Consider the following 23,124-nt stretch of genomic DNA (forward strand, 5'->3'; position numbering starts at 1 on the left):
AGGGGCGGTCGTGTTCCGTGTACACGGGACGGGCCGGCCCCCAGGGGAACAATGGTTGACGGCGGGCCGCCGAACGGCACTCAGTACGTCTGGATCTCCAGAAGGTTCCCGTCAGGGTCACGCAGGTGCGCCGCCCGCAGACCCCAACCCGGCAGATCCCGGGCCGGTGCCACCAGGACCGCACCGTGCTGTCGGCACAGCGCGACCGCCGCGTCCAGCGCCGCAGCGTCCGCGACAGGCATCACGAAGGTCGCACCACCCTCATCAGGAGCCGACGGAACCTCTCCGACGAACGCGTCCCGCTGGATCACGGCGAACGCGGTCGCTCCCTCGGGCGCGTCCCAACTGGCGTACCCGGACGCCTCGTCACCGTGCGCGAGCGCATATCCCGTCAGCTCGGGCAGCACGGCCGCGTAGAAGGCAAAGACGGCAGGATAGTCCCCGGCGAGTACACGCGGATACAGAACGAACATGAGTACCAACCTAATAGCCAGGTTCTCTCGACCGGGCCGGTCACAACATCTTCTGCCCATCGATCCGGTCGGCTTCGCCGGGCACCCCTGCTCCACGTGGTCGGCCGCCGTGTTCTGTCGGCAGCTGAGGCACGGTCGATGGGCCGCGTCCGACGGTGTGTCCCGTGCTGTCCACCTGTCGTGCGGGGCGAGGATCTCGGAGGTGCTCACGGACCGTCAGGATCAGTGCTGAGGGGATTGTGGTGGTGAAGCGTTTTCGTGCGGCGCCGGGGCGGCCTCGGCCAGGAGGATGTTCCTGGAGCGGTGTCTCCACATCTCCAGGAAACACTCCTTGTGGCTGGTTCGCTGCTTCGGATCAGCCGCCCGGCCGGAGGAGCACGACCGGCGGCCGGGGCGCCCGGCGGCAGCGTTACGGGCGGTGCTTGCTCGCGAACACCCACCGGTTGCCCGCCAACGCGTCGTTCGGCTCGGGCAACGGTCCGCGTCCGTGCCGGCGGGTGAAGTCGAAGGGGGTCCGAACCGATGTGTCCCAGCCCCTGCCCGCCAGGTGACCGACGGAGTCCGGCCGCGGCTCTCTGTCGAACAGGTTGAGCAGGTCGATGCCGATCTGGTGTGCCGTCGCGGTGTAGAGCGGGCTGTCGCGGTACTCCAGCAGGTCCTTGTCGAGCTTGACCTCGTACGCCAGCGCGCTTCCTCCCGTACTCAACCGGTCCACCGTGTCGATGAGGTCCGTCTCGGCGGCGGCGGGCAGGTAGAACAACAGCCCCTCGGCCAGCCAGACGCTCGGTGCGTCCGTATCGAACCCGGCGTCCGCCAGCGCTCCGGCCCAGTCGGCGCGCAGATCGATCGGGATGGGCATGCGCGCGGCCTTCGGAGTGGCCGACATCCTGTCGAGCACCGCGTGCTTGAACGCCAGCACGCCTTCCCTGTCGATCTCGAAGACCACGCAGCCGGGAGGCCAGTCGAGTCGGAACGCCCGTGAATCCAGCCCCGCCCCGAGCAGGACCACCTGCCGGGCGTCACTCGTGTGTACAGATCGGAGGAGAAAGTCGTCGAGGACCCTCGTCCGCAGTCCGAAGTAGCGCGCGAACCGGCCCCACAGCGGGTTGGTGTCGCCGTCCGGAACCTGTTGTATCCGGACCGGCCAGTCGGCGGACGCCGGTGCGGCGAGCACGAAGTGCTCCGCGTAGATGTCCCGTGCCAGTGTGTCGTGGCGGTGGGTCTCGATCGCCCGCGCCGCGGCGACCAGCAGAGCGGTCAGGCCGACACCTCCTTCCACGCCCTCCACGCCGGTGTTTCGAGACGTTGTGCCGACCACGGGTTCTCCTTCGGACAGTCTGGGACCATGAACAACGGGAAAGGCGGATGAGGACGGATCAACGGTGGACGCGCGACGCCACCGCTCCGGGCACCCTGTGCCTCGGGGAGCGCCCGACCGCGCGCGGTCCTGCGGCCGGCGGTCGGGCAGCGGCCGTCGAGTGCCGCGATCAGCGGCCCTGCCCCTCCGGAAGCAGGACGGGTTTGACCACACGGCCCGCGTCGCAGTCGCGTTCGGCTTCGTTGATGTCGGCGAGTGGGTACGTACGAATGAGCTCGTCGAAGGGGAAACGCCCGGCCTGCCACAGCCCGGTCAGCCGCGGAATCATCAGTCCCGGCACCGCGTCCCCCTCACAGATGTGAGAGATCCTCCTGCCCCGGTCCAATGCCCCCGGTTCGAGCTGCAGCACGGTATGGAGCCGTGCCACCAGACCGAGATGACCGGTCGGGCGCAGGGACCGTAGCGCGTCGTTGATCAGTTGGACGGAGGCCGTGGTGTCGAGTGCGTACTGCGCTCCGCCGTCGGTCAGTCGCCGGATTCGGCCGGGCAGGTCGGCCGACGCGGCGTGCAGCGGAATCGCGCCGAACCGTTCGGCGAGAGCCAGCCGTTCGGGGTGTCGGTCGACAGCCACGATCGTCGCTCCGGAGGCGGCGGCCGCCATCACCGCGGCCAGGCCCACCGCTCCTGCGCCGAAGACTGCGATGGTGTCGCCGGGTCCGGTGCCGAAGGAGTTGAAGACCGCTCCGGCGCCGGTGAGGAATCCGCAGCCGAGTGGCCCGAGCAGTTCGACGGGCAGCGAGGGGTCGACCCGGACGGCGTTGCGGGCCGCGACCACCGCGTACTGCGCGAACGAGGACTGGCCGAACCACCGGGGGGCCAGTTCGCCCCCGGCCGCGTCGCTGAGCCGCGCGGCCTTCTCCTCGCGCCCGCCGAAGAGGTTGAGCGGGGCGAAGGAATCGCAGTAGGCGGGAGCTGCGCTCATGCAGTTCTGGCAGTGTCCGCAGGAGTCGAAGCTCAGCACGACATGGTCGCCGTTGCGCAGGCCGGTGTGCGGGCCGCCAGTCTCCACCACGACCCCGGACCCCTCATGGCCGAGAATCGCCGGCAACGGTGAGCGGCCGTCCGAATGCCGGACCGCGAGATCGGTGCGGCACATCCCGCAGCCCGCGATCCTGACCAGGATCTCACCATCGGCCGGTCCGGTGTTCAGGATCACCTCCTCGACGGCGAATCGGCTGTCGTACGAGCGCAGTACGGCCGCGCCGAACCTCATCGTCATGCCACCTCCGGGCGGTGCACGACGAACGGCCTGAGGTTCCCGTAGAGCCCCCAGGGCCCGCCCGCGACGCCGACACCGCTGTCCTTGATGCCGGTGAAGGGCTGGGCGAGGGACAGTTCGGCGTGATGGTTGATCCACGCCGTGCCGCACTCCAGCCGGTCGGCCACCGCTTCGGCCCGGTCGAGATCGGTCCCCCACACCGAGCCGCCCAGTCCGAAGCCGGTGTCGTTGGCAGCCCCGACGGCTTCGTCGAGGCTCCGGTACGGCAGCACCGGCAGAACCGGACCGAACTGCTCGTCCGTCACCACCGGACTGTCGGGAGGAACATCGGCCAGGATCGTCGGGGCGTGGAAGTAGCCCGGTCGGTCCAGCCGGTGGCCACCGGCCGCGGCTCGGGCGCCGTCCGCCAGGGCCTGTGCTGTGTAGCGCTCGACCCGCGCCAGTTGGGGGATGTTGTTGACCGGACCCAGCTGCGTGTCCGGGTCGAGGCCGGATCCGACGACGGTCGTCCTCGCGCGCTGTGCGAGGGCCTCGACGACGTCGGAGTAGAGCCGGGCCGGAGCGTAGACGCGCTTGACCGCCATGCATACCTGCCCGCAATTGCGGAACGCCGCCCAGAACAGCCGGTCCGCGATCCGCTCCACGTCGACGTCCTCCAGGAGGATGGCGGCGTCGTTGCCACCCAGCTCCAGGGTGACGCGACCGAGCGACGCCGCCGCGCCTGCCGCGACGGCCCGTCCGGTGGGAATCGAACCGGTGAAGGTCACGTGACGGATCCCGGGGTGGGAGGCCAGGCGGGCCCCGAGGGGTTCATGACCGGTGACGATCGTGAGCACGCCCTCGGGGAGGGCGGCGGAGACAACGGATCCCAGCAGCCGTGTGGCGAGTGGTGTGAAGGGCGAGGGCTTGAGCACCACCGTGTTGCCGGCGGCGAGCGCGGGTGCCAGCTTCGCCGACGCCAGTTGGAGTGGAAAGTTCCACGGGACGATCGCTGCGACGGGCCCGAGCGGTCGCCAGCGGATCTCGCTGCGTACCGGGCGGCCGTCGGTGATGGGTCTGGGCCTGGGGTCGAGTTCGGCGAAGTAGCGCAGTCGGGCGGCTGTGCGGGCGATCTCCGCGTACGACTCGGACAGGGGTTTGCCCTGTTCACGGGTGAGCAGGGCAGCGAGCCCCGCCCCGGCAGCCTCCGTGGCGTCGGCTGCCGCGAGCAGGGCGGTGGCACGGGCGCTGCGGTCGGTCCGCCAGTCGCGCCAGGCCTCTTGGGCCCGGCCGACCACGACGTCCAACTCGTCCGGTCGCAGGTCGGGAGCCTCCTCGAATGCCTCGCCCGTTGCCGGATCGAGGACGGCGAAGCGCTCGCCGCCGCTGCCGGGCGACGCCTGACGGGGTTGGTCCGTCGACATTGCCGCGGTCAATTCGCGGCGGCGGCAGCGGCCGCGTGTTCCCGGGCGTGCCGGTCCATCTCCGCCCGGAAGGCGGCCACCAACTGTGGCTGAATCCTTCCGGTGGTGCGGTCGCCCCCCTCGCAGACCGCTCCGCGCACTCCCACGATGTCCGTGCCGACGCGGGTCAGCGTGCCGAGGTCTCCCACCTTCACACTGCCCGCTAGCGCGGCGAGCAGCCCGGCCTCGTGGGCCCGCCGGACGAACTCCGCACAGGCCTCCGGTGGAACGTGGTCGAACAGCCGGGTGCCGTCCTTGACCGCGGTGTCGAGCATGGCCGCGTCGGAGCCGGAGCGGAGAGCGATGTCGGGCAGTGCGAGCGGGTTGACGCAACCGATCCGGTGGGCGTCGGCATAGCCCGAGGCGACGACGAACGCGTCCGACCGGTAGTCCTTCACCGCCCGGACGACGCCCCGCATGACGTCGATGGCCTGTTCGGGCGTCGTGCATCCGTAGAGGCCGACCTTGATGTACGTGGCTCCGGAGACAGCCGCGCCGAGCGCCGCCTGGGCCACCGTGCCGGGCTTGTACGGGACGTCTCCCACGGTGGCGGACACCGGCTTCTCCGCCGGCACCGCGTCACGGATCTCCTTGATGACCCACGGAAAGTTCGCGCCGAGCGATCCCTCGTCGGGCTTCTTGACATCGACGATGTCGAGGTGGTCCGCCGCCTTCGCGCAGTCGAGGGCTTCCTCGACGCTGTCCGGGGAGATGAGAAGCAACAATGTGGACTCCTTCCACCGCATGTGCACCTGGCCGAGGGGCAGGTGTGCGGTGTCGCCTGGATTCCTTGCGGTCGGCTCATCATTGCCAGGGGCCGTGACCACCGGTAGGGCGCGCGGAGTCGGAGCGGTGTTGCCGCCGCGTTCCCAGTGCGCCGTGCACGCCGGTTCGAGCCGGCACATGCATCGGACCAGCACATGTCCGAGCCGCTGACGTCCCGGCCGTTCACGGACAGCTCGATGCTCCGGTCGGCCCGGCCCCGGTCGACGACAGGCGCCGCCGGGTTCTCCCACGGGCAGAGATGCGCCGCCGACATCGTCGACGTGCGACACACCGCAGCAGAACAGGCAACCGGCCTTCCGGCGCCGGGCACCGAGGCGGACATCAGGGCGGACGACAGCTTTGTGGTCCCGTGGCCGCCTGCCTCCTGCCTCCGAGGCTCGGGAGGAGGCGGCCGGCCGGACGCGGGCGTCCCAGGCCGTCGCCTGCCCGGAACCGCTGTGCAGTGGCTGCCGTCACGATCGTGACGATCCTGGGACATTCCGGCGAGTGGGAGGGGGCACAGATCAGACCGACCATGGCTCCGGCGGAGAACAGCCGCAGGGCCATCGAGCAAGGCAAGGAGTACCCATGCGCGTAAACCGCAGGACCGCCATCACTCTCACCGCCGTGCTGCTGGCCGCCGCGGCCCCCACAGTTGCGCAGGCTTCCCCGGCAACGGAAACCGGTGCTGCCCCCTCCGCATGCCGTCCGGCCAACCACACCGCGAAGATCACCGATGCCCCCGCCAGCGCTGGGCACCACCACTACCGCGTCACCCTGACCGCGCCGCGCGGGTACGACCCCTGCGAACTGGCCGGTTCGCCGACCGACGTACGGTTCTCCTACCACGGCTCGCAGACCCGGCTCACCGCCGGCCGATACGGCGACCAGCACACCGCGGTGACCTTCGGCCCCGGCCGCCCGGTGCACTTCGACATCCAGGTTCCCAACGACGCCCGCCAGGTCTCCGCGGACGAGGCGTCCTTCACACTCCAGGCTCCAGATGGGGAGATCCCCGGCACGTCCTTTGCCGAGGGCACGCTGAAGGTTGCCACCGGAACCCTCATCGGCCCGCTGCGGCAGGGTGCCTGACCAACTGCATGCCGGTAGCGGTAGCGGTGCTGGTACCGCTACCGGCGCCGGTTCGGCGCCGATGCCAGTTCCGGTGGGCAGGGCCACGGTCGGATCTCTCGATCAGGCACGTTCAACAGCCCGGAGCGGCAGGTTGGCAGAACATCCGGATTGGCAGTCCGGCTCGCCCGAACCCTGTCTCAGCGTGAATTCGGTCGGCCCCGTCTGGGCACACGCGATGGGTTTCCTCGCCGAACAGCTGCGCGGCACGTGCCCCTTCAGCTATGGAAGCACCATTGACTTCGGCGAACGAATCGTGCCCGAGTCGGAGATGACAGCGTTCTGTGTCTTCGCGCCCATGGTCCTCGGCACAGAGGACTGCCTGGGCATCGACGTCGGCGTTCCGGGACACGAGGCGCACGACGTGATCAACATCCAAGGGATGTACCCCATCCACGAGGTGGAGCAGGAGTTCATCGACGAGCATGGAATTGAGGCCTTCTGGAGAAGCGGTGGGAATCCCACCGACGTACTGCGGCGCCCCGCAGTCTGATCCGAAGATCTTGATCCGTTCGACATGACCTTCACCGGCTCCCGGCCTCCCGGCCGGTCCGGGACGAACCGGCGCAGCTCGCGTCGGCGCCCGTAGCCACTCGGCAACGGCCAGGCGGTCCCGAAGGCGCGCAGCGCGATACCGAGGCCGGCGAGCGCCTTGTTCCCCCACCACGACAGTCTTCCCGGCCAGGACCGTACCGATCACTCCGGCAGCCCGGTCAGGAGCTACGGCATCGTCGAGGAATCCCATACAGCCGGCCGGCGCAGTGGTACTTCGGTCGCAGGCAGCGTGGAAGGAGTGGAGATCCCGGTCGAGGAGCTCGGCGGTCTGGCACTGGACGTGGGCGTCTTCGTCAGACAGTGGGAAGCCGGTCCATCCAGGCGTCGAACAGGCCCAGGTCATAGCGTTCGCGCCGCTCGCCCGACAACGGTTCCTCGGGCCACTTCCACACGACGCGTCCTGGATCCACGCCGTTCAGGGCTTCGTACCACTCCCTCAGGGGAGCGGCCAGCAGGACGTGTTTCTCGAAGTTCCGGCGTGTGCGGGTGGCGTCACCGGCCCGGTGCGCGCGCAGGACCGACTCGGACGGGACGACACAGGCGACCAGGTCGGCGATGCCCAGTGTCCTACGCTTCAGGGAGTTCCGGACGAGCGTCAGTTGGCAGGTGAACGCGTCCGCCCCGGCATCCAGACCTGCCCGCGCGAGGGTCCACGCGTAGTGCAGCTTGAGCGGATCGGTATCGCAGACCGCGATACGTTGCACGTCCTCGTCGTGGACGGCTTCTGCCCACCTGTCTTCGTTCCGACGCACCCAGAAGCGACTCGTCTCCTCAAGAGACGCCGCGTCATCCGGTTGACGACGCCCGTCAAGTTCGCACACCACCTTCGGAATCCGCAGTGAGCTGACATAGCGGCTCTTGCCTGCGGCGCTGGGCCCCTCAACCACGTAGATCATCCTGTCAGTGTTGCAGGACCCGCCCCTGCCGGTCCGGTGGACCGAGCCGGTCCTCGATCAGGCGCAACGGTCCACGGCGGCCGTGGCCCGAGCCGGGATGTGCCGGACCATGATCCAATGACGCACCGTCCGACAGACGAGGCCGATACGTTCCACATTGCACGCCAGCGACGTCCGGTCGGTCACCGTCGGACCGGCGTCCTCGACCGCGGCACCGACGCGTTCGCTCTTCATTCCCCTTGTCTCCCGCTCCACAACACCCCACCCGTACGGGAGCAAAGCCTGCCCCCAGCGTCCTGTGCAGCACGTTTTAAGCTCTCCCTTGATTCGAACGGGAGGGGCGGAAGCGTGACAGCCTGGGGACTGGTAATCGAGACGACCGTGGGCGTCGGGGAGCGCAAGCACACGGAGGCGTATGTGCTGACGCATGTGGAGGGCACGCGCGAAGAGGCTCTGGTGGAGCTGGAGCGGCGTGCCCGGATGCATTCGCCCGAGCATCCCAGGAGTCCGAAGCGGCGTCGGCTCTTCCGGGAAAGCAACGGCTTCCTTCTGGTGATCGACGGCGCCTGGCAGTCGTTCAGCACTCGGTTCACGGTGGCGGAACTGCTGGACGACAGTGCCGCACCCGCCCCGCCACCACCGACGGAGGTCGCCCCACCCGAGGCCGAACCGGCTCCGGCGGAGACGGTGCAGCCTCCGTCTCCGCCCTCGACGCCGCCGGTGGAACGCGACGCGGACGGAGTGCCGGTGCGGCCCACCTGGTGGGGCCGCACCGACCTTCCGTGACGACTGACTGCACCCTGTCGGGCCTCCGGATTCCTCGCAGGGGCTTTCCACACTGCGGATGGGGTCGCCCGTCGGCTGTTCTTCGATGGGGGTGGGGGTGCCGGCTGCGACAAGGGCGGTGCCGAGCGGCGGGCGCAGCAACGGCACAGCCACCCCGGCTGCCGCACTCCCGTCACCGGTGCGGGCAGGAGGAAAGGCCGCGGCCGCCCGGCCGGTACGCTGCCGGGGTGATGGAGCACACCGAGCAGGAGGGGCGGCGACCCGCGAACGACGGGCCGAAGGCCGCCGCCCGTAACCGCGCCGCTCTGGTCGCCGCTGCCCGGGAGATCTTTGCTGAGCACGGTCTGGAGGCGCCCCTGTCCGCGATCGCGCGCAGGGCCGGGGTCGGCCAGGGCGTTCTCTACCGGCACTTCCCGGACCGGACTGCCGCGGTGGCTGCGGTTCTGGAGGAGAACGTGCGCCAGGTCGAGCAGGCGGCCGACGCCGAGGGGGCGACGTTCGCCGAAGTTCTCGGTGTGCTGACCTGGCATCTCGCGGAGTCGGCGGCTTTCATCGGTCTTCTGCATGCCGACCGGGCGGGCAGTCGTTCCGGCATCCGCGCGCATGCCCTGGCCCTGTCCGAGCGCGTCGAGCGTGCCCTGCGAAGTCATCTGCCCGACGGTCATCGGCTGAGTGGCGCGAGCGATCTCGTGCTCGCGGTCGCCATGGTCTCCGCCGCCGTCATCGGCCCCACTCGCGAGGAGCGGCAATGCCGGGCGCTGGCTGCCTGGCGGCTGCTCGGTGTCGAGGTGGGACCGGTGCGGGCCTTCGGAGAATGAGTGGAGGTCGGGTGTCAGCCGCCGTTGGACTGCCGGATGCCTTTCGCGAGCGCGTCGAAGCTGTACAGGTATCCTCCGGCGGGACCACTCACCGTCATGTACGCCTTGGTCCCGCCGGGCGTGATGGCCACGTTCGTCGCCGACTCCAGCCCTTCGGTCCGTGCGGGAATCTCGACTGTCGCCAGTCGCTCTCCGTACCGGTCGTACACGGCCATCGCGGCCCGCCCGTGCAGTCCCTGGTAGAGGTTCCCGTCCGCGTCCACGGCGATCGAGTCGGTCTGGGCGATCCCGCCGTCGACGCGGATGGCCGTGTGCCGGGAGGTCACTTCGCCCTTCGCGTCGAGGCGCAGGTAGGAGATCCGGTTCTCGGTGAGTTCGCTGAACCACAGCCCGCGGTGGTCCGCGTCGAACGAGACCCCGTTCGGCGCGGCCAGTTCCTTGGCCAGAACGGTGGCCTTCGCGCCGTCGCGGCTGATCCGCACCACCCGTCCGTGGGCCTCGCCCTCGGACAGGCCGCGTGAATCGCTGACGTACAGGTTGCCCTCCTGATCGAAGGCGATGTCGTCGGGATTCATCTGCGCCCCGTCGACCTCGCCGGAGAAGAACGTCCGCTTGTCGCCACCACCGGGGGCCAGGCTCACGACCTCGCCGTGGGCGAAGTCGCTGAGGTAGAGCCGTCCGTCGTACGGGCTGAACTGCGCCGAGGTGTAAGCACCACGGCCGTCGGTGTGGACCGCCCGGGACGTCTTCTTCCTGATGTCGATGCGCATGACCTTGGGCTTGCCCTCCGGCGCTGTGACGTCCACGACGAACAGTCCGCCGTCCGTGCCGAACGTCGGACCTTCCAGCAAGGTCATCCCGGTCTCGCTGTGCACCTGGGTCAACTGCATGAACTTCTGCGCGCGGATGGTCCTGCCCGTGGAGACGGACACCGCCGCTGCCTCGGGATCGCCGCTCTCCGTACCGCATCCGGTGAGCACCAGGGTGCAGATCGTGGCGAGCGCGGCAAAAGATCGGGCCGGAATTCGCTGCATGGGGGAACACCTTTCCTGTCCGTTGCGTGGGGTCCGAAGGCCAGGGGATATGTAGCGCGCCGGAGGCGTGAACAGAACCTGGCCGGGTTTCGCTCTGCCTCCGAACTCCAACCGGACACCACTGTCCGGTAGTTGCTACGGTAGCGGACGGCTGCCCGCTCGTGGTGGCCCCACCGATCAGGATCGAGGCCCCGCATGACGACCCCTCACGCGTCGGCGGCCGACGAACTCGCCGCACTGAGGCACCGCTACCGCCTCGAACGCGAGCGGCGCGTCCGCCCCGACGGAGCCGCCCAATACCGCGACGCCGACGCCGAGTTCGGCTACTACGCCGCCGACCCGTACACGGAGGGGCCGGCCGAGCGCGACCCTCTCCACGACACCGTCGATGTCGCAGTGATCGGCGGCGGTTTCGGCGGCATCCTCGCCGGGGCGCGACTTCGGCAGCAGGGAGTGGAGCGCGTCCGGATCGTCGACAAGGGCGGTGACGTCGGTGGCACTTGGTACTGGAACCGGTACCCGGGCGTCCACTGCGACATCGAGGCGCACGTGTATCTGCCGATGCTCGACGAGACGGGATACGTACCGGAGTGGAAGTACTCCCCCGGTGATGAGATCCGCCGCCACGCGGTGCGGATCGCGCACAAGTTCAACCTCTACCCGGACGCACTGTTCTCCACCGCGGTCACTGCTCTGACCTGGGACGAGGCTTCCGAGACATGGATCGTGACCACGGACCGCGGCGACGCCTTCCGGGCCACGTACGTCGTCACCGCCACAGGCACCCTCACCGACCCGAAGCTCCCCGGGATACCCGGCATCGAGGACTTCAAGGGCCACACCTTCCACACTTCTCGATGGGACTACGCCTACACCGGCGGCACCCCGGAGGGCGGCATGACCGGCCTCGCGGACAAGCGGGTGGGCATCGTCGGCACCGGGGCCACCGGCATCCAGGTCATTCCGCTGCTGGCCGAGGACGCCGCACACCTCCATGTCTTCCAGCGCACCCCCTCCACCGTGGACGTGCGGGCCAACCGCCGCACCACCGCAAGCGACGTCGGCGCAGACCGCGAGGGCTGGGCCCACGAACGACGCGAGAACTATCTCCGCATCGTCTCCGGCGAACCGGAGGACCGGGATCTCGTGGCTGACCAGTGGACCGCCTCGGCGGGCCTGCTGGAAAAGCTGCTGCCGAGCTTCCGGCGCCAGGGCGACCGGAAGACCTTCGAAGCCGCCTACGAGGTGGCCGACGCCGCCAAGATGAACGAGCTGCGTGCCCGGATCGAGCAGACCGTCACCGACCCCGAGACGGCCAGGAAGCTCCAGCCCTGGTACCGCTACGCCTGTAAGCGGCCCACCTTCTCCGACCTGTACTACCCGGCTTTCAACCGCGACAACGTCACCCTGGTCGACACCGCGGACACCCACGGCATCGAGCGCATCACCGAACACGGCGTCGTGGTCGGCGGCATGGCGTACGAACTGGACTGCCTGATCTTCGCCACCGGATTCAACGTCGGGACCTCCGGCATTCACTCCGGCAAGCTCCCCGTCCACGGCCGGGGCGGCATCCAACTGCTGCACACCTGGGCACAGCAGGGCCCGCGCACGCTTCACGGCCTCACCAGCAACGGCTTCCCGAACCTGATCCAGATGGGCCCCCTCCAGAACGCCAGCAGCGTCAACTTCACCCACATCCTTGACGAACAGGCCGTCCATGCCGCCGCCCTCATCGCGGCCGCCGAAGCCGGGGAGGCCCTCATCGAACCGTCCCGGGAGGCCGAGGACGCCTGGCTCGCCGTCCTGGCCGACGGCGCCCCCGACCACGAGTGGTTCCACGCCGAGTGCACACCCGGCTACTACAACCGCGAAGGACGCGGCCGGCCCAACGGCCCGAACGCCTACCCGCACGGCGCCGTCGCCTTCCACCGGCTCCTGAAGCAGTGGCGCGACAATTCCGTGGGCGAAATCCTCCGGGCCAGGACTGCCACTCGGTGAGGAGGTGCCCCGGTTCCGTTCCGAGGAATTCTCGCAGGCTCGCGAAAGCCCGTACTGAGGCCTCGCCGCCCCGGGCGCGGAGCCTGCCGTACAGAGCCCGAGGGCATTGTCCGAGGTGGCGGGTACGATCCCGGGCATGCGTCTTGAAGATCAGCTGAGCACACTGGCGGAACTGGGCTTGCCGCTCGCGGTCGGCCGGACCGTGGACGAGTTGCTGTACTCGTGGCCGCGGGAGGCATACGAGCGCAAGCCGTTCGACCTGGTGCTGTTCACGCTGGGCTGCATGGTCGAGGACGAACCGTGGGAACGGTGGCTCTGCGACCGGGCATGGCACTTCGATACCGAGTGCGTCCGCGGCCAGGGTTCGTATGTGGCGATCGCCAGGCAGCTGTGCCGGATCGCCGGCCGGCCGGACGCGTTGTCCGGCCTGCGGGATCACGTCGACCTCGAAACGGAGGAAGCGTGGATCGAGTACACGGCCGACGGCCGGCGGGTCAACTGGCCCGTCGAAGTCAGGGACGACTGGGCCGACCTGATGGTCGTCGGCTACCTCATCGACGAGCTGGAACACGGGGACCGGCGCTTCCATGTCCGGCACAACGGCCAGGCCATGACGCTCTTCTTCCTCGACGACGAAGCGGCCGTACGACTCAACGCGCTCGCCGGGGAACAGGTGGTCTCCCCGTTCCCCGGGTAGCCGGCCCGCTGCCACCGCCTCACCGTGCCGGTGCGGAGTTCCCGGGCGCCCGGCAGCGCGGTGACTTCGGCTGCTTCGGCCATGACCACATGACCCGGCAGAACCTCCTGCGGACGGTCCCGAACCGGAACGATTGAGCTGTCGGGAGGCGTCGGGCCGCGCCGCGGTGACGAACGCGTCAGTCGGCATCCGTCTCGATCCGCCGGCGGGCAGCCGGCGATGTGACCCATGCACGCAGGGCGGACAAGCGGTGTCATCGCGCCGGCGGAATACAACGGTTCCTGGCGAGTCCGGGTCAACCACCCCGACGGGGCACAGGCCGGTGCCCTGCCGGGGGGGCGAGGTGCCTCTATGTTCTTCGTCAAGGTTCGGCTGTGCACCCGTAGTTGGCAGCTCCTGAGCACCTCGGCAACCATTTCGGCTCGGCGGGGGTCCTTCCCACCAGACCCCGCTCGGGGTCATCGGGCACGAGAGTGGAGGAGCTCCGTGGGGGTCCGCAGGGCAGCGAAAGGCATCGGCGACTTCCTGACCGACATAGTGGGAGAAGCCGTCGCCGAGGTGATCCTCAGCCTGCTCGCCTGCGCCCTGCTCGGCTGCCTCGCTCTGATCGCCTACCTGAGCTGGTCCTTCAGTCCACGCCTGACCATCGCGGGGGCCGGGCTGCTCGGCTTCGTCCTCGCCCACGGTGCCTGGCAGACCTTCCGTACTCCCACGAAGGGCGGCCGTCGGGGCCTCGCCGCCCCGACCGCTGTCGGCTTCACTGTGACCGCCATGACGGCCCTCTTCCTGTTGCTCTACGCCACAGGATGCGACTGTCTGTGAGGCCGTTTGGCTCCATGCGCTCGGCCGGCCGGTGCAACGCTCAGCGGCTACGCGAACGCTCAACCATCGCAGGACCGGCGCCGGTCAGGCGATGGCTGATTCCGGGACGCGTGACTCATAGAAGGTTCCGTCGCGGAGTATGGCGAACAGGACGCTGATGCGGTGCCGGGCCAGGCGGAGTAGCAGTCGATGCACGCTTCTGCGACGGACTACTGACCAGCGGCACGATCGGCCGGACGGGTCCGAGCGGCTGCACCGGAGGGCCCGGTGATACGCGTGACGGCGTCGAGGGTCAGCAGGCGGTCGTGGGGCTCCGTGGCCAGGGCGCGGTGTAGGGTCAGCCCCTCGATGAGGGCGTCGAGTTGGCGAGCCGTGTCCGGGTCGAAGTGTTTCTCCAGGTGGCGGCGACTGCGAGTCATCCATTCATGGGTGAGTTCCCGATAGGAGGGCCGGCGGGCGGCGAGGGTGTAGAGCTCCTGGGTGAGAACGAGGTCGCGCCGGCTTCCGTCGGACAGGGTATGGATGAGGTCGACCACCGCCTCTCGGACCTGGTCGCGGTCGGCCGGGGCAGCGAGGTACTCGTCGAACAGCGCGACGATACGCCCGGCGAAGTGGCGGAACGCCTCACGGAGCACCTCGTCGATCCCACTGAAGTGGTAGGTCATCGAGCCCAGCGGGACGTCCGCGCGCGCAGCGATCTTCCGGTGGGATACTCCGGCGGTGCCTTCCTCCGCGACGAGGTCGAGCGTGGCCGTGAGAATGCGTTCGCGGCGCTGTGGGTCGATGTGTCCGGTAGCCATGGTCGTCGCGGCCTCAGAGGGTGCGGACGGGGCGGGCGGGGTTGCCGACGGCTACGACGTCCGCGGGGATGTCCTTGGTGACGACGGCGCCGGCACCGATGACGGAGTTGTCCCCGATGGTCACGCCGGGGAGCACGATCGCACCTCCGCCGATCCATACGTTGTCGCCGATGACGATCGGCTTGGCGGCTTCCAGCTTGTCTCGGCGGGGCTGCGGCTCCAGGGGATGCGTCGGGGTGAGCAGCTGGACGTTGGGGCCGATCTGGCAGTCCTCGCCGATGGTGACGGCCGCGACATCGAGGGCGGTCAAGTTGTAGTTGACGAAGGTGCGCGCCCCGATCGTGATGTTGCTCCCGTAGTCCACGTACAGGGGCGGTCGCACGTGAACTTCGTCCCCCACCGAGCCGAGGAGTTCGACAAGAAGGGACCGGGCAGCGTCCGCGTCTTCGATGTAGGCGGCCTGAAATCGGGCGGCCAGACGCACGGCTCGCTGCTGGCGGACGGCGATTTCGGGGTCGTCGGCGATGTAGAGATCGCCCGCCGCCATGCGTTCGAGGTTGGTGCGCGGGTCCTGTGCAAAGTAGTCCATCGACATGCGTACGATCGTACACTCTGGAGAGTATGAACGTACGCTCCACCTTCCGGCGCTGCGGGGCAGGGGGCGCCCTGCCCCCTGCGGCATGGCGGAGCACTGGCCAGTCGGTGCGAAGGCCGGCCCCTCCGCCGAGGGCACACACGACTCGGCCGGAGCCGGTTCCCACAGTGCTCGGCGGTGATCAACGCGGCATCGCACGGTCCTCGGACGAGCTGTCGGCGCTCGACGGGATTGCGAAGAAGGCCAGCGCCCCGAGGGCCGCGACACTCGCCGCGAGTGCCAGAGCGCCACGCAAGGACCAGGTGGCGACCGGTCCAGCCGCCGCGACTCCCAGCGCGAATCCGGTGATCTTCAAGCTGGCGCCGGTGGTGAAGATCTGGCCGCGCAGATGTTCCGCGGCCTCCCGGTGGCGGACTGCGAACAACGCGGCCAGCTGAGGTCCTTCGCCGATCCCGAGCACCAGTACGGCCACGACCAGCAGCAGCGGTTGCTCCGAGGCGGCCAGGACCAGCGCGGCAGCCTGGACCAGGGCGCCGGTCCAGATGATGGAGTCCGGGGCGAGCGAGTGCGGAAACCTCGCGAGTACGGCGTTGGCCACGAGCGCGGAGACCGCCGCACAGGAATGCAGCATCGCGCCACGGCCGGCGCCGCCCATCACCTGCTCGCCGAGGAACACCGTGCAGGCGGTCAGCATGCCTTGCGCAACGCTGGAGACGACCGAGGTGAGAGTCGCTCGGGCCAGTGGCGGTCGCCCGACAATGACCCGGAATCCGGCAATGAGATCGCTGATCACCGACGCCTCCCGAAGAACGTGCTCCCGAACGGGGCGGGCCGGGAGCATCAGCGCAGTGGGCAGCGCCAGGCCGACGAGCGCCGCGGAGACCACCACAGCGGTCGGTGCCCCCAGCAACTCCGCCGTTCCACCCGCAAGGGCCGGGCCGGCCAGGCTCGCCGCGCCGTACGTCATGGCGTCGAGCGTGTTCGCCCGGGGCAGGCCGGCATCCGGTACGACCCGGGGTAGTTGGGCCGTCCATCCACCCGACAGGGCCGGCGCCGGGATCCCCGTGAGAACTGCGATCAGGACGGTGACGGCAAACGGGAGGCGCCCGATCCCCGCGAGGATCGTCACCAGGCCCACCGCGTACACGACGAGCGCTCCGGCCAGCAGGCGACCCGGCCGGCTCACCCTGTCGAGGAGCGTCCCGAGCAGTGGCCCTCCTGCGGCGGCGGAGATCGTGATGCCCGCGAGCAGCGACGACGCGTCCGAGGTCGATCCGGTCAGCGCGAAGCCGGCCAGCATCAACGCCGGTCCTGATGCCTCGTCCCCGGCACGAGCCGCCACTGCTCCGACGAGGTAGACGGGGAGTGAGCAACGCGTTTTCATGGGCAGGACGTTACGGAGGTAACTCAAAACTCAGCAATATGCGTTACATTGCGCAGGTGTCCCCCAACATAGACGACTGGTCCACCAGGCACTCCGTATTGGCCGTGGCTCGACGTACCGCCGCTCTGGTCAATGCCCTCGATACCGACCGCCCCGACCCTGGCGAAATCGCCGATGTGCTCCGCGCACACGGTGAAGCGGACGACATCGAGCTCACCGCTCACGACGTCGACGGGATGCGCGCGGCGGCCACCCTGCTGCGGGAGGTCTTCGCCGCCCGGACCGCCGACAGTGCGGCCGGCCACCTCAATCGTCTTCTGGCAGAGCAGACCGGACCGCTCCGCCTGACTTCCCATGACGGCAACTCCCCCTGGCACCCTCATCTCGACCACGATGACGACGCCCCCTGGGACGAGTGGTTGCTGGCCTCGTCCTGCATGGCCCTGACGGTGCTCGTCTGGGAACACCAACGTCCACCCGGCAGGATCTGTTCGTCCCCCAGTTGCCGGAACGCCTTCATCTCGCAGGGCAGCGGCCCGGAACGCCGCTACTGCTCCCGCCGATGCGCAACCCGCGAGCGGGTCTCCGCCCACCGACGCTCCCGTTCCGTCGAGCAGTCGGGCGGAACGAAGTAGAAACGTGTCCCGCGTGGCCGTGATCCACGCGGGGCGTTGCGGCTGTCCCGTCCCGCCGGATCCGTACTTCTCAGGTTGTTCGTCCAGATCTGCAGTTGATCAGTCCAGGCTTCCGCGCGGGAGGGCACTTTCGCGTCCCGGCGCCGGGGATCGCCCCGCCGGTAGAGTCGCCAGGAGGAGAGCGTGTCGATCCGGGGGGCTCATGACGGCAGCGGATGCACCGCCCATCGTCCTGGTGCACGGGACGCGGTTCAGCGCGGGACAGTGGAGCCCGCAGCTCGCCGCACTTCAAGAGGACTTCCCGGTAGCCGCCATTGACCTACCGGGCCACGGCGCCCGCTCTGCCCAACCATGGAGCATGAACGCGGCGACGGAGATCATCGCTTCCGCGGTGGACTCGCTCGGCCGCGGGCCGGCTCTGATCGTCGGGCACTCGCTCGGCGGATATGTCTCACTGGAATTCGCGCGGCGCTGCCCGGAGCGGCTGCGCGGGCTGGTCCTCGCGGGGGCCAGCGCCTCGACCAGCGGCCCGTGGGCAACGCCGTACAGGTGGGTGGCCGGCCTCGTCCCTCGTATACCGGCACACCGGTTGGCCCGGTGGAACGACCGTTTGCTGCGCCGGATCTACCCACCCGAGGTGGTGGAGGCGACCATCCGCTCCGGCTACGCCTTCCACACTCTGCCGGCCGCCTGGGGCGAGGTGCTGGGCTGCTTCGACGCGGGTGCGATGCGTCATGTGGCGGCTCCCGTGCTCATCCTGAACGGCGAGAAGGACACCGTCTTCCGGTCCGGCGAGCGGGACTTCGTCCGCGCGCATCCGCATGCCCGCGTGGAGTTGATCCCGCGTGCCGGACATCTCGCGAACTTCGACGATCCGGATGCCTTCACCGAAGCCGTCCGCCGCTTCGCCCGGGATCTACCTGTTCGCAGCTGACCGCGGACCCGTGTGGGTACGACATCCGTTGCCGGCCGGGCTCATTCACGAACCGCGCAGCACCGTCCGGAACCTGATCCGTTCCGGTGCCGGCGGCAGCACGCGTTCATGCCACACCTCGGTGTGGTTCCCGGCCGGGCAGTGCTCAGGTCACGGGAAGCCGTCCCGTCACCGACGCCCCGGCGTTCGTGGGGTGATCCGCAGGAGACCTGCCTAGACGCGACGTGCCCCGACAACCATTGAACTGGCCGGTGTTGTCAGGATCTCGGTGGCGTCCAGGTCCGGATGAGTGAGGTAGAACATGCGGAGTTCATCCACTTGCCCCTCGAAACGAGGCGGCCAATGGGGTGAGGGGGTGAAGTCGTCCAGGACGAGGAGGCCGCCGGGAGCCAGCTGCTCGACGACCCGCTGGGGATCGTCACGCTTGCCACCGCCGTCGCAGAAGAAGACGTCGAACGGGGCGTGTTGCTCAAGCAGCTTCCAGTCCCCCGTGAGAACGCTGACGCGCTCGTCGTCCGCGAAGACGCCGGCCGCTCTGCGGGCCAGTTGCTCGTCACGCTCCACGGTGACCAGACGTGCACCGGCGCCGAGGCCGCTGTGCAGCCAGGCTGTGCCGACTCCGGCACCGGTACCGCTCTCCGCGATGACTCCGTCGGGCTTCGCGGCAGCGGCCAGTTTGAGCAGCCTGCCCACTTCAGGGATGCAGCTCTTCTTGAACCCCGCCTCGGAGGCCACACGCTCTGCGGCCACCACACGAGGCGGAACAATACGTTCCTCCATGGTCCCAACCCCTCTCAACATGAAACATGACCATATCTGCCGGCAAGGGCCTTCAGACAGCTTGCTCCGCCGGGCCTCGGCGACAGAACTCGTTCGCGTCCGTACGAATCATCTGATGTGGTGGGCGCGACAATGGACTTGGAGCCCGAGGGGACATTCATGGCGGACCACGGATGCATCTTCTGCACGATTGTTCAGCGTCGGGCGGAGGCCAGCATCGTCCATGAGGACGAATCGGTGATCGCCTTCATGGATCTCCGGCCCGTCAACCCCGGTCACCTGCTGGTCGTTCCCAAGACGCATTCGGCGGGACTGGAGGATCTTCCGGAGGACGCCGGCGTCCAGGTCTGGAGGGTGGCGCACCGGCTCGGGCGGGCACTGCGCCGATCAGGCCTGCGGTGCGAGGGTGTCAACCTGCTTCTCGCGGACGGCGAAGCCGCGTTCCAAGAGGTCTTCCATGTGCACCTGCACGTCATCCCTCGCTTCACAGGTGATCCGTTTCGCATCGGCTCCGACGGGCGTGTCCATGAACGCGAGCAGCTCGACGAGGCATCTGCCGCCGTCCGCGGCGGTCTCGCCGTCCTGGATGCCCTGCAGCATTGAGAGCCGGAGGGCGGCAGCTCCCAACGGTCGCGTCGGCCGTCGGGAGCACCTGCCGCTCACCAATCCCTGGCGGCGATCAGCTCCTCCGCATCCGCGTCCGAGAAGCCGTACGCCGCCGCCACGAACCAGAAGTCCTCGCCTATCTCCTCACGCGCGACGGTCTCGATCTCGCTCCCCGCCGCCACGAACTCGGCTTCCAGCGCATTGAACTGCTCCGTCGCCACCTCCGTGAGCACGTACAGGGCCGGCAGATCCGCCGGCTGCTCAGCCTCGATCCGCTCGCACAGATTCAGCAGGATCGCCTTGCCCTTGTCTAGGACGTGGTCGGGAAAGTAGGCGTCCGCATACAGCGGCTGCAGAAATGCGTGCCCAGCCACCTGCTGGTTCGTGATCGGCATGGTGCCCCATCTCCTCGAAGAGCCAACGTGCCGATCATGCACCACACCACTGACAGTCCCGGCGCGTGCCCGGAAGCAGTACTTTCGTGCCCCCATTACCTTCTTGGTGGCCCCGCAATGGGGATCCCGGCCTCCGGGCCCGGCACTCCGGTGCACGACGGCGATTTGGCGACTTCCCCGCCGTAACCCTTGTGAGCGGCTTGGGCGCCTACCGCTCCTCGATGGCGTGTTCCTTCAGGAATGCGCCCGCGTGGGCGGCAGCCTCTTCCTTCGTCGCGTAGTGGGAGGTGCTGTCGGCCTCGTCGCGCGTGCCGTCCGCCCCCTGTCCGGTCCACCGCCAGCCGCCCGATGACGGATCCCGGGACAACTCGGCGCTGCCCCCGCACAGTTCGACGAAGCCGGTCCCCGCCGCCGAGGCCGACCTGTCGATGGCTTCGGGCCACTTCTTGCGGGCACCCTGGCGAGTGATCCCCCAGGCAGCGCCCAACTGTCCGTAGCTCGCACCGTAGGAGCCGGCGGTCCTTGCCGCGATTGCCGTCAAGCGCTTGACCTCCGCGTCCACCACCTTCCAGGTGGTGAGGATCGAGAGAGTGACGTCGACGGGGTCGGCATCCCACATGCGTTCTTCGGGAAGTCCGGTCGCTCGGGCACGCATGGCCGAGGCCAGTGGGTTGAGGGCATCCAGAAGAGCTTTGCCGAGGGCGGTCTCTTCCTCAGTGGTGATCTCAGACGGCATCATGCATGCAACTTTAGTTACCGCATGATGGCTTGGCAACCAAAGTTACCGCGAGAGTCGCGGCGTGGGATTGATACTGATTCGCGCCACACGCATATGCACAGTGGGCTCATGGACAAGCGGGGTATGCATCCGGCTCCCGAGGTGCCGGCCGGGACTCTGATGATCGCCGTGGAGCAGACGGTCCGCCATGTGCGAAAGAGCGCCATCGATCTGAGCGTCCCGTTCCGTCCCTGCGCCGCCACCTCCCTCCTCACCGTCCCTGTTCTGGCCGGCGGCCACGGCCTGCTGCGCAAGGCCGAGGCAGAAACCGGCGACAGCGAACCGGTCGCGCCGTCACTCACCCTGGTCGGCAGTCCGGCCGCAACAGGCGACGCGCCTCCCGCCATCGTCACCCCGGGCGCCCACCACCGGGCCTGCGCCACAGTGGACGCTGCGGCCCCGCTGGCTCGCGACACCGGCAGCCCTGCGGGGGTGGTCCACGTCCAGCGGACCGCCGTGATCGAGGAGCAGGCCACAGGCGCCGAGACCGCCGACCGGGCGCGTGCCGCCGAAACCGCTCATCTCGACCGGCTCACCGGGTGCCGTCGAAGTCCGCTCACCTCGCGGGAGACGTGCGCGGCGCGAGGCGCCCCGGAGGCAGCTGCCAGCCCGTTTCCACCGCCCAGCGTTCGGCCGCGATCATCAGGATCTCGGTGGCCGGGGCCTTGATCTGCCCGTAGTCCAGCAGGTCCGGCACGCTGTGGGCCAGCCGTCGTTTGAACTTCCCCCACTGCTGTCGGGCAGCCTCGTCGGCACGCAGGTAGTCACGGAACAGGAGCGCGTAACGGCAGTTCGGGTCGCGCTCCCGGCGTAGGTGTACGTTGCACCTCCGCGCACCCACCGGTGGGGCGAACACCAGCTTGCTGCACTCCTGTCCGCCCGAGACCTCGGCTCGATTCCACGGTTCGGGCCGGCAGCGGAAACCGATCGCGGCGAGAAGCCCGGTCTGCCGGGCTTCCTTGATCTCGGCGACGCGCACCTGGATGTCCACACAGTCCTTGGCCGCCAGGCCCGGCACCGATGTCGATCCGATGTGGTCGATCGTGCGCGCCTCGCCTCCCAGCGCGTTGTACAACTCCCCGGCCAGGCGATCGAAGTCCACCGGCCACTGCGGTTGATACTCCAGTACGGCCACCGGAGCCACTTCATCTGCGAAAGCCATGCCTCCAGCCTGGCCCCCGCAGGTGTTCCGGACGCCGGAACAGCGAAAAGAATCGGATCGAGCGAATGGAATCGGACAGCTCCCCGGGGAGGGGTCAGCCCGTCCCCCGGTCCACCGGCCCCGATACGCCCGCGTCCGTGTCATCCGTTGCGAGTCCCTCCGCACCGGAGGCTTCCACACCAGGAACTCCCGCACCGGAGGCTTCCACACCAGGAACTCCCGCACCGGGGGCTTCCGCACCAGGAGCTCCCGCGCGCAGCCCGTCCATCACAAGGTCCAGGAGGCGCGTCGCGCGCGGCTGCCAGTCACTGTGCGGGTCGATCTGCCAGAGCCCGGCGATGGCAAGTACGAAGTCGTCGGGGCTCATGCCCGGTCGGATGGTGCCGGCCTGCTCGTTGGCGGTCAGCAGCAGGGCGACTGCCCGGGTCACCGGGCCGTGCCCCAGCTTGGCCAGGCTGCCGCCGAAGTTGCTGGTGGACTTGCGCAACGCGTCAGCCAGGCCGGCCTTGGCCATGGCGTACTGGGCCAGCCGGTCCATCCACTCCCTCAGGGCCCGGTCAGGTGCGCGGGTACTGAGCAGCTGGGCCGCGGTGTCTGCGACCTGCTGCATCTCGAAGCGGTAGACCTCCAGGACGAGGGCCTCCCGGTTGGGGAAGTTGCGGTAGAACGTCCCCTGTCCGACGCCCGCCTTCTTCGCGATGGTGCTCAACGGGGCGTCCGCCGCCCGCGTCAGCTCTGTCAGCGCGACTTCCAGAATGCGTTCACGGTTGCGTTGCGCGTCCGGCCGCAGAGGCGCGCCCTGCCCGTCGCGCATCTCGCCCCGTACCTCGTCCCGCATTCTTCCTCCTCACGGAAAGGGCAGCCGAACTCACTGAAAGGGCAACCGAGTCCGGCCTTGCTGAGCGGACAGCTGTCCGCTAGGTTCGACAACAAGTGGACAGCTGTCCGCTTGGACTCACCTTAGCGGCAGATCCGGCCGGTGCGGCCGACCTGCGCCCACCGTCATCGGTTCGTTCATTCTCATCGCCCTCTCCCTCC

The 23,124-nt window shown here is 69.0% G+C and carries 24 protein-coding genes and 2 pseudogenes; 11 read left to right on the top strand and 15 right to left on the bottom strand.

Features of this window, described 5'->3' with window-relative positions; all coding sequences use genetic code 11:
- Window positions 1-80 precede the first annotated feature (80 nt).
- The 5 genes from AADR41_RS04255 to AADR41_RS04275 form a co-directional block, all read right to left on the bottom strand.
- Window positions 81-473 (bottom strand): VOC family protein, encoded by a 393-nt coding sequence (locus AADR41_RS04255; RefSeq protein ID WP_342280010.1) that lies wholly within the window; start codon window positions 471-473, stop codon window positions 81-83.
- Between the two features lie 409 nt (window positions 474-882).
- Window positions 883-1,791 (bottom strand): class I SAM-dependent methyltransferase, encoded by a 909-nt coding sequence (locus AADR41_RS04260; RefSeq protein ID WP_342280011.1) that lies wholly within the window; start codon window positions 1,789-1,791, stop codon window positions 883-885.
- A 169-nt stretch (window positions 1,792-1,960) separates the two neighbouring features.
- A complete protein-coding gene (locus AADR41_RS04265; RefSeq protein ID WP_342280093.1) occupies window positions 1,961-3,064 on the bottom strand; it encodes an NAD(P)-dependent alcohol dehydrogenase in 1,104 nt (367 codons plus the stop codon).
- A 2-nt stretch (window positions 3,065-3,066) separates the two neighbouring features.
- Window positions 3,067-4,473 carry an aldehyde dehydrogenase family protein gene (locus AADR41_RS04270; protein WP_342280012.1) on the bottom strand — a complete coding sequence of 469 codons (1,407 nt, stop codon included), beginning with the start codon at window positions 4,471-4,473 and terminating at the stop codon, window positions 3,067-3,069.
- An 8-nt stretch (window positions 4,474-4,481) separates the two neighbouring features.
- Window positions 4,482-5,237, bottom strand: a complete 756-nt coding sequence (locus tag AADR41_RS04275) for a (5-formylfuran-3-yl)methyl phosphate synthase (RefSeq protein ID WP_342280013.1) — start codon at window positions 5,235-5,237, stop codon at window positions 4,482-4,484.
- A gap of 628 nt (window positions 5,238-5,865) precedes the next feature.
- Here AADR41_RS04275 and AADR41_RS04280 point away from each other — a divergent pair.
- Window positions 5,866-6,369 carry a DUF4232 domain-containing protein gene (locus AADR41_RS04280; protein WP_342280014.1) on the top strand — a complete coding sequence of 168 codons (504 nt, stop codon included), beginning with the start codon at window positions 5,866-5,868 and terminating at the stop codon, window positions 6,367-6,369.
- A gap of 133 nt (window positions 6,370-6,502) precedes the next feature.
- Entirely contained in the window at window positions 6,503-6,901 is a 399-nt protein-coding gene (locus AADR41_RS04285) for a hypothetical protein (protein WP_342280015.1), read from the top strand.
- Between the two features lie 355 nt (window positions 6,902-7,256).
- On the opposite strand, the gene AADR41_RS04290 is transcribed toward AADR41_RS04285, so the two are convergent.
- On the bottom strand, window positions 7,257-7,859 hold the full coding sequence (locus AADR41_RS04290; protein WP_342280016.1) for a hypothetical protein: 603 nt from the start codon (window positions 7,857-7,859) through the stop codon (window positions 7,257-7,259).
- Between the two features lie 348 nt (window positions 7,860-8,207).
- Here AADR41_RS04290 and AADR41_RS04295 point away from each other — a divergent pair, with 348 nt between their 5' ends.
- Window positions 8,208-8,645 (top strand): hypothetical protein, encoded by a 438-nt coding sequence (locus tag AADR41_RS04295; RefSeq protein ID WP_342280017.1) that lies wholly within the window; start codon window positions 8,208-8,210, stop codon window positions 8,643-8,645.
- 230 nt (window positions 8,646-8,875) lie between these two features.
- On the top strand, window positions 8,876-9,463 hold the full coding sequence (locus tag AADR41_RS04300; protein ID WP_446750978.1) for a TetR/AcrR family transcriptional regulator: 588 nt from the start codon (window positions 8,876-8,878) through the stop codon (window positions 9,461-9,463).
- A 14-nt stretch (window positions 9,464-9,477) separates the two neighbouring features.
- Here the strand turns inward: AADR41_RS04300 and AADR41_RS04305 are convergent, their stop codons facing one another.
- The gene (locus tag AADR41_RS04305) at window positions 9,478-10,497 is read right to left on the bottom strand and encodes an SMP-30/gluconolactonase/LRE family protein (protein ID WP_342280019.1); all 1,020 of its coding nucleotides are present in this window, start codon (window positions 10,495-10,497) and stop codon (window positions 9,478-9,480) included.
- A gap of 195 nt (window positions 10,498-10,692) precedes the next feature.
- Here AADR41_RS04305 and AADR41_RS04310 point away from each other — a divergent pair, with 195 nt between their 5' ends.
- The 3 genes from AADR41_RS04310 (at window position 10,693) to AADR41_RS04320 (ending at window position 14,017) form a co-directional block, all read left to right on the top strand.
- Window positions 10,693-12,498 (top strand): flavin-containing monooxygenase, encoded by a 1,806-nt coding sequence (locus tag AADR41_RS04310; protein WP_342280020.1) that lies wholly within the window; start codon window positions 10,693-10,695, stop codon window positions 12,496-12,498.
- 136 nt (window positions 12,499-12,634) lie between these two features.
- The gene (locus AADR41_RS04315) at window positions 12,635-13,195 is read left to right on the top strand and encodes a hypothetical protein (RefSeq protein WP_342280021.1); all 561 of its coding nucleotides are present in this window, start codon (window positions 12,635-12,637) and stop codon (window positions 13,193-13,195) included.
- 486 nt (window positions 13,196-13,681) lie between these two features.
- On the top strand, window positions 13,682-14,017 hold the full coding sequence (locus AADR41_RS04320) for a lysine transporter LysE (RefSeq protein ID WP_342280022.1): 336 nt from the start codon (window positions 13,682-13,684) through the stop codon (window positions 14,015-14,017).
- A gap of 209 nt (window positions 14,018-14,226) precedes the next feature.
- On the opposite strand, the gene AADR41_RS04325 is transcribed toward AADR41_RS04320, so the two are convergent.
- From AADR41_RS04325 to AADR41_RS04335, 3 genes are all read right to left on the bottom strand, one after another.
- Window positions 14,227-14,817 carry a TetR/AcrR family transcriptional regulator gene (locus tag AADR41_RS04325; RefSeq protein ID WP_342280023.1) on the bottom strand — a complete coding sequence of 197 codons (591 nt, stop codon included), beginning with the start codon at window positions 14,815-14,817 and terminating at the stop codon, window positions 14,227-14,229.
- A 13-nt stretch (window positions 14,818-14,830) separates the two neighbouring features.
- Complete coding sequence (locus AADR41_RS04330; RefSeq protein WP_342280024.1) at window positions 14,831-15,412, bottom strand: sugar O-acetyltransferase; 582 nt, start codon at window positions 15,410-15,412, stop codon at window positions 14,831-14,833.
- 181 nt (window positions 15,413-15,593) lie between these two features.
- Entirely contained in the window at window positions 15,594-16,796 is a 1,203-nt protein-coding gene (locus AADR41_RS04335; protein WP_342280025.1) for an MFS transporter, read from the bottom strand.
- Between the two features lie 38 nt (window positions 16,797-16,834).
- On the opposite strand from AADR41_RS04335, the gene AADR41_RS04340 reads away from it, so the two are divergent.
- The gene (locus AADR41_RS04340) at window positions 16,835-17,431 is read left to right on the top strand and encodes a CGNR zinc finger domain-containing protein (protein ID WP_342280026.1); all 597 of its coding nucleotides are present in this window, start codon (window positions 16,835-16,837) and stop codon (window positions 17,429-17,431) included.
- 202 nt (window positions 17,432-17,633) lie between these two features.
- Window positions 17,634-18,365, top strand: a complete 732-nt coding sequence (locus AADR41_RS04345) for an alpha/beta fold hydrolase (RefSeq protein WP_342280027.1) — start codon at window positions 17,634-17,636, stop codon at window positions 18,363-18,365.
- A gap of 213 nt (window positions 18,366-18,578) precedes the next feature.
- Here the strand turns inward: AADR41_RS04345 and AADR41_RS04350 are convergent, their stop codons facing one another.
- The gene (locus AADR41_RS04350; RefSeq protein ID WP_446750975.1) at window positions 18,579-19,166 is read right to left on the bottom strand and encodes an O-methyltransferase; all 588 of its coding nucleotides are present in this window, start codon (window positions 19,164-19,166) and stop codon (window positions 18,579-18,581) included.
- 138 nt (window positions 19,167-19,304) lie between these two features.
- Here AADR41_RS04350 and AADR41_RS04355 point away from each other — a divergent pair, with 138 nt between their 5' ends.
- On the top strand, window positions 19,305-19,748 hold the full coding sequence (locus AADR41_RS04355; protein WP_342280029.1) for an HIT family protein: 444 nt from the start codon (window positions 19,305-19,307) through the stop codon (window positions 19,746-19,748).
- Window positions 19,749-19,804: 56 nt separating this feature from the next.
- Here AADR41_RS04355 and AADR41_RS04360 read toward each other — a convergent pair whose 3' ends face one another.
- Window positions 19,805-20,146 (bottom strand): DUF5713 family protein, encoded by a 342-nt coding sequence (locus AADR41_RS04360; protein WP_342280030.1) that lies wholly within the window; start codon window positions 20,144-20,146, stop codon window positions 19,805-19,807.
- A 208-nt stretch (window positions 20,147-20,354) separates the two neighbouring features.
- A complete protein-coding gene (locus AADR41_RS04365) occupies window positions 20,355-20,885 on the bottom strand; it encodes a hypothetical protein (protein ID WP_342280031.1) in 531 nt (176 codons plus the stop codon).
- Between the two features lie 201 nt (window positions 20,886-21,086).
- Here AADR41_RS04365 and AADR41_RS04370 point away from each other — a divergent pair.
- A pseudogene (locus AADR41_RS04370) lies at window positions 21,087-21,458 on the top strand (MFS transporter); the annotation flags it as partial.
- Between the two features lie 22 nt (window positions 21,459-21,480).
- Here the strand turns inward: AADR41_RS04370 and AADR41_RS04375 are convergent.
- Together AADR41_RS04375 and AADR41_RS04380 are read right to left on the bottom strand one after the other, a co-directional pair.
- The gene (locus AADR41_RS04375) at window positions 21,481-22,086 is read right to left on the bottom strand and encodes a GrpB family protein (protein ID WP_342280032.1); all 606 of its coding nucleotides are present in this window, start codon (window positions 22,084-22,086) and stop codon (window positions 21,481-21,483) included.
- A gap of 232 nt (window positions 22,087-22,318) precedes the next feature.
- Window positions 22,319-22,900, bottom strand: a pseudogene (locus AADR41_RS04380) (TetR/AcrR family transcriptional regulator); the annotation flags it as partial.
- Between the last annotated feature and the right edge of the window lie 224 nt (window positions 22,901-23,124).

The organism is Streptomyces sp. CLV115, assembly GCF_038448545.1.
Taxonomy (GTDB): Bacteria; Actinomycetota; Actinomycetes; order Streptomycetales; family Streptomycetaceae; genus Streptomyces; species Streptomyces sanglieri.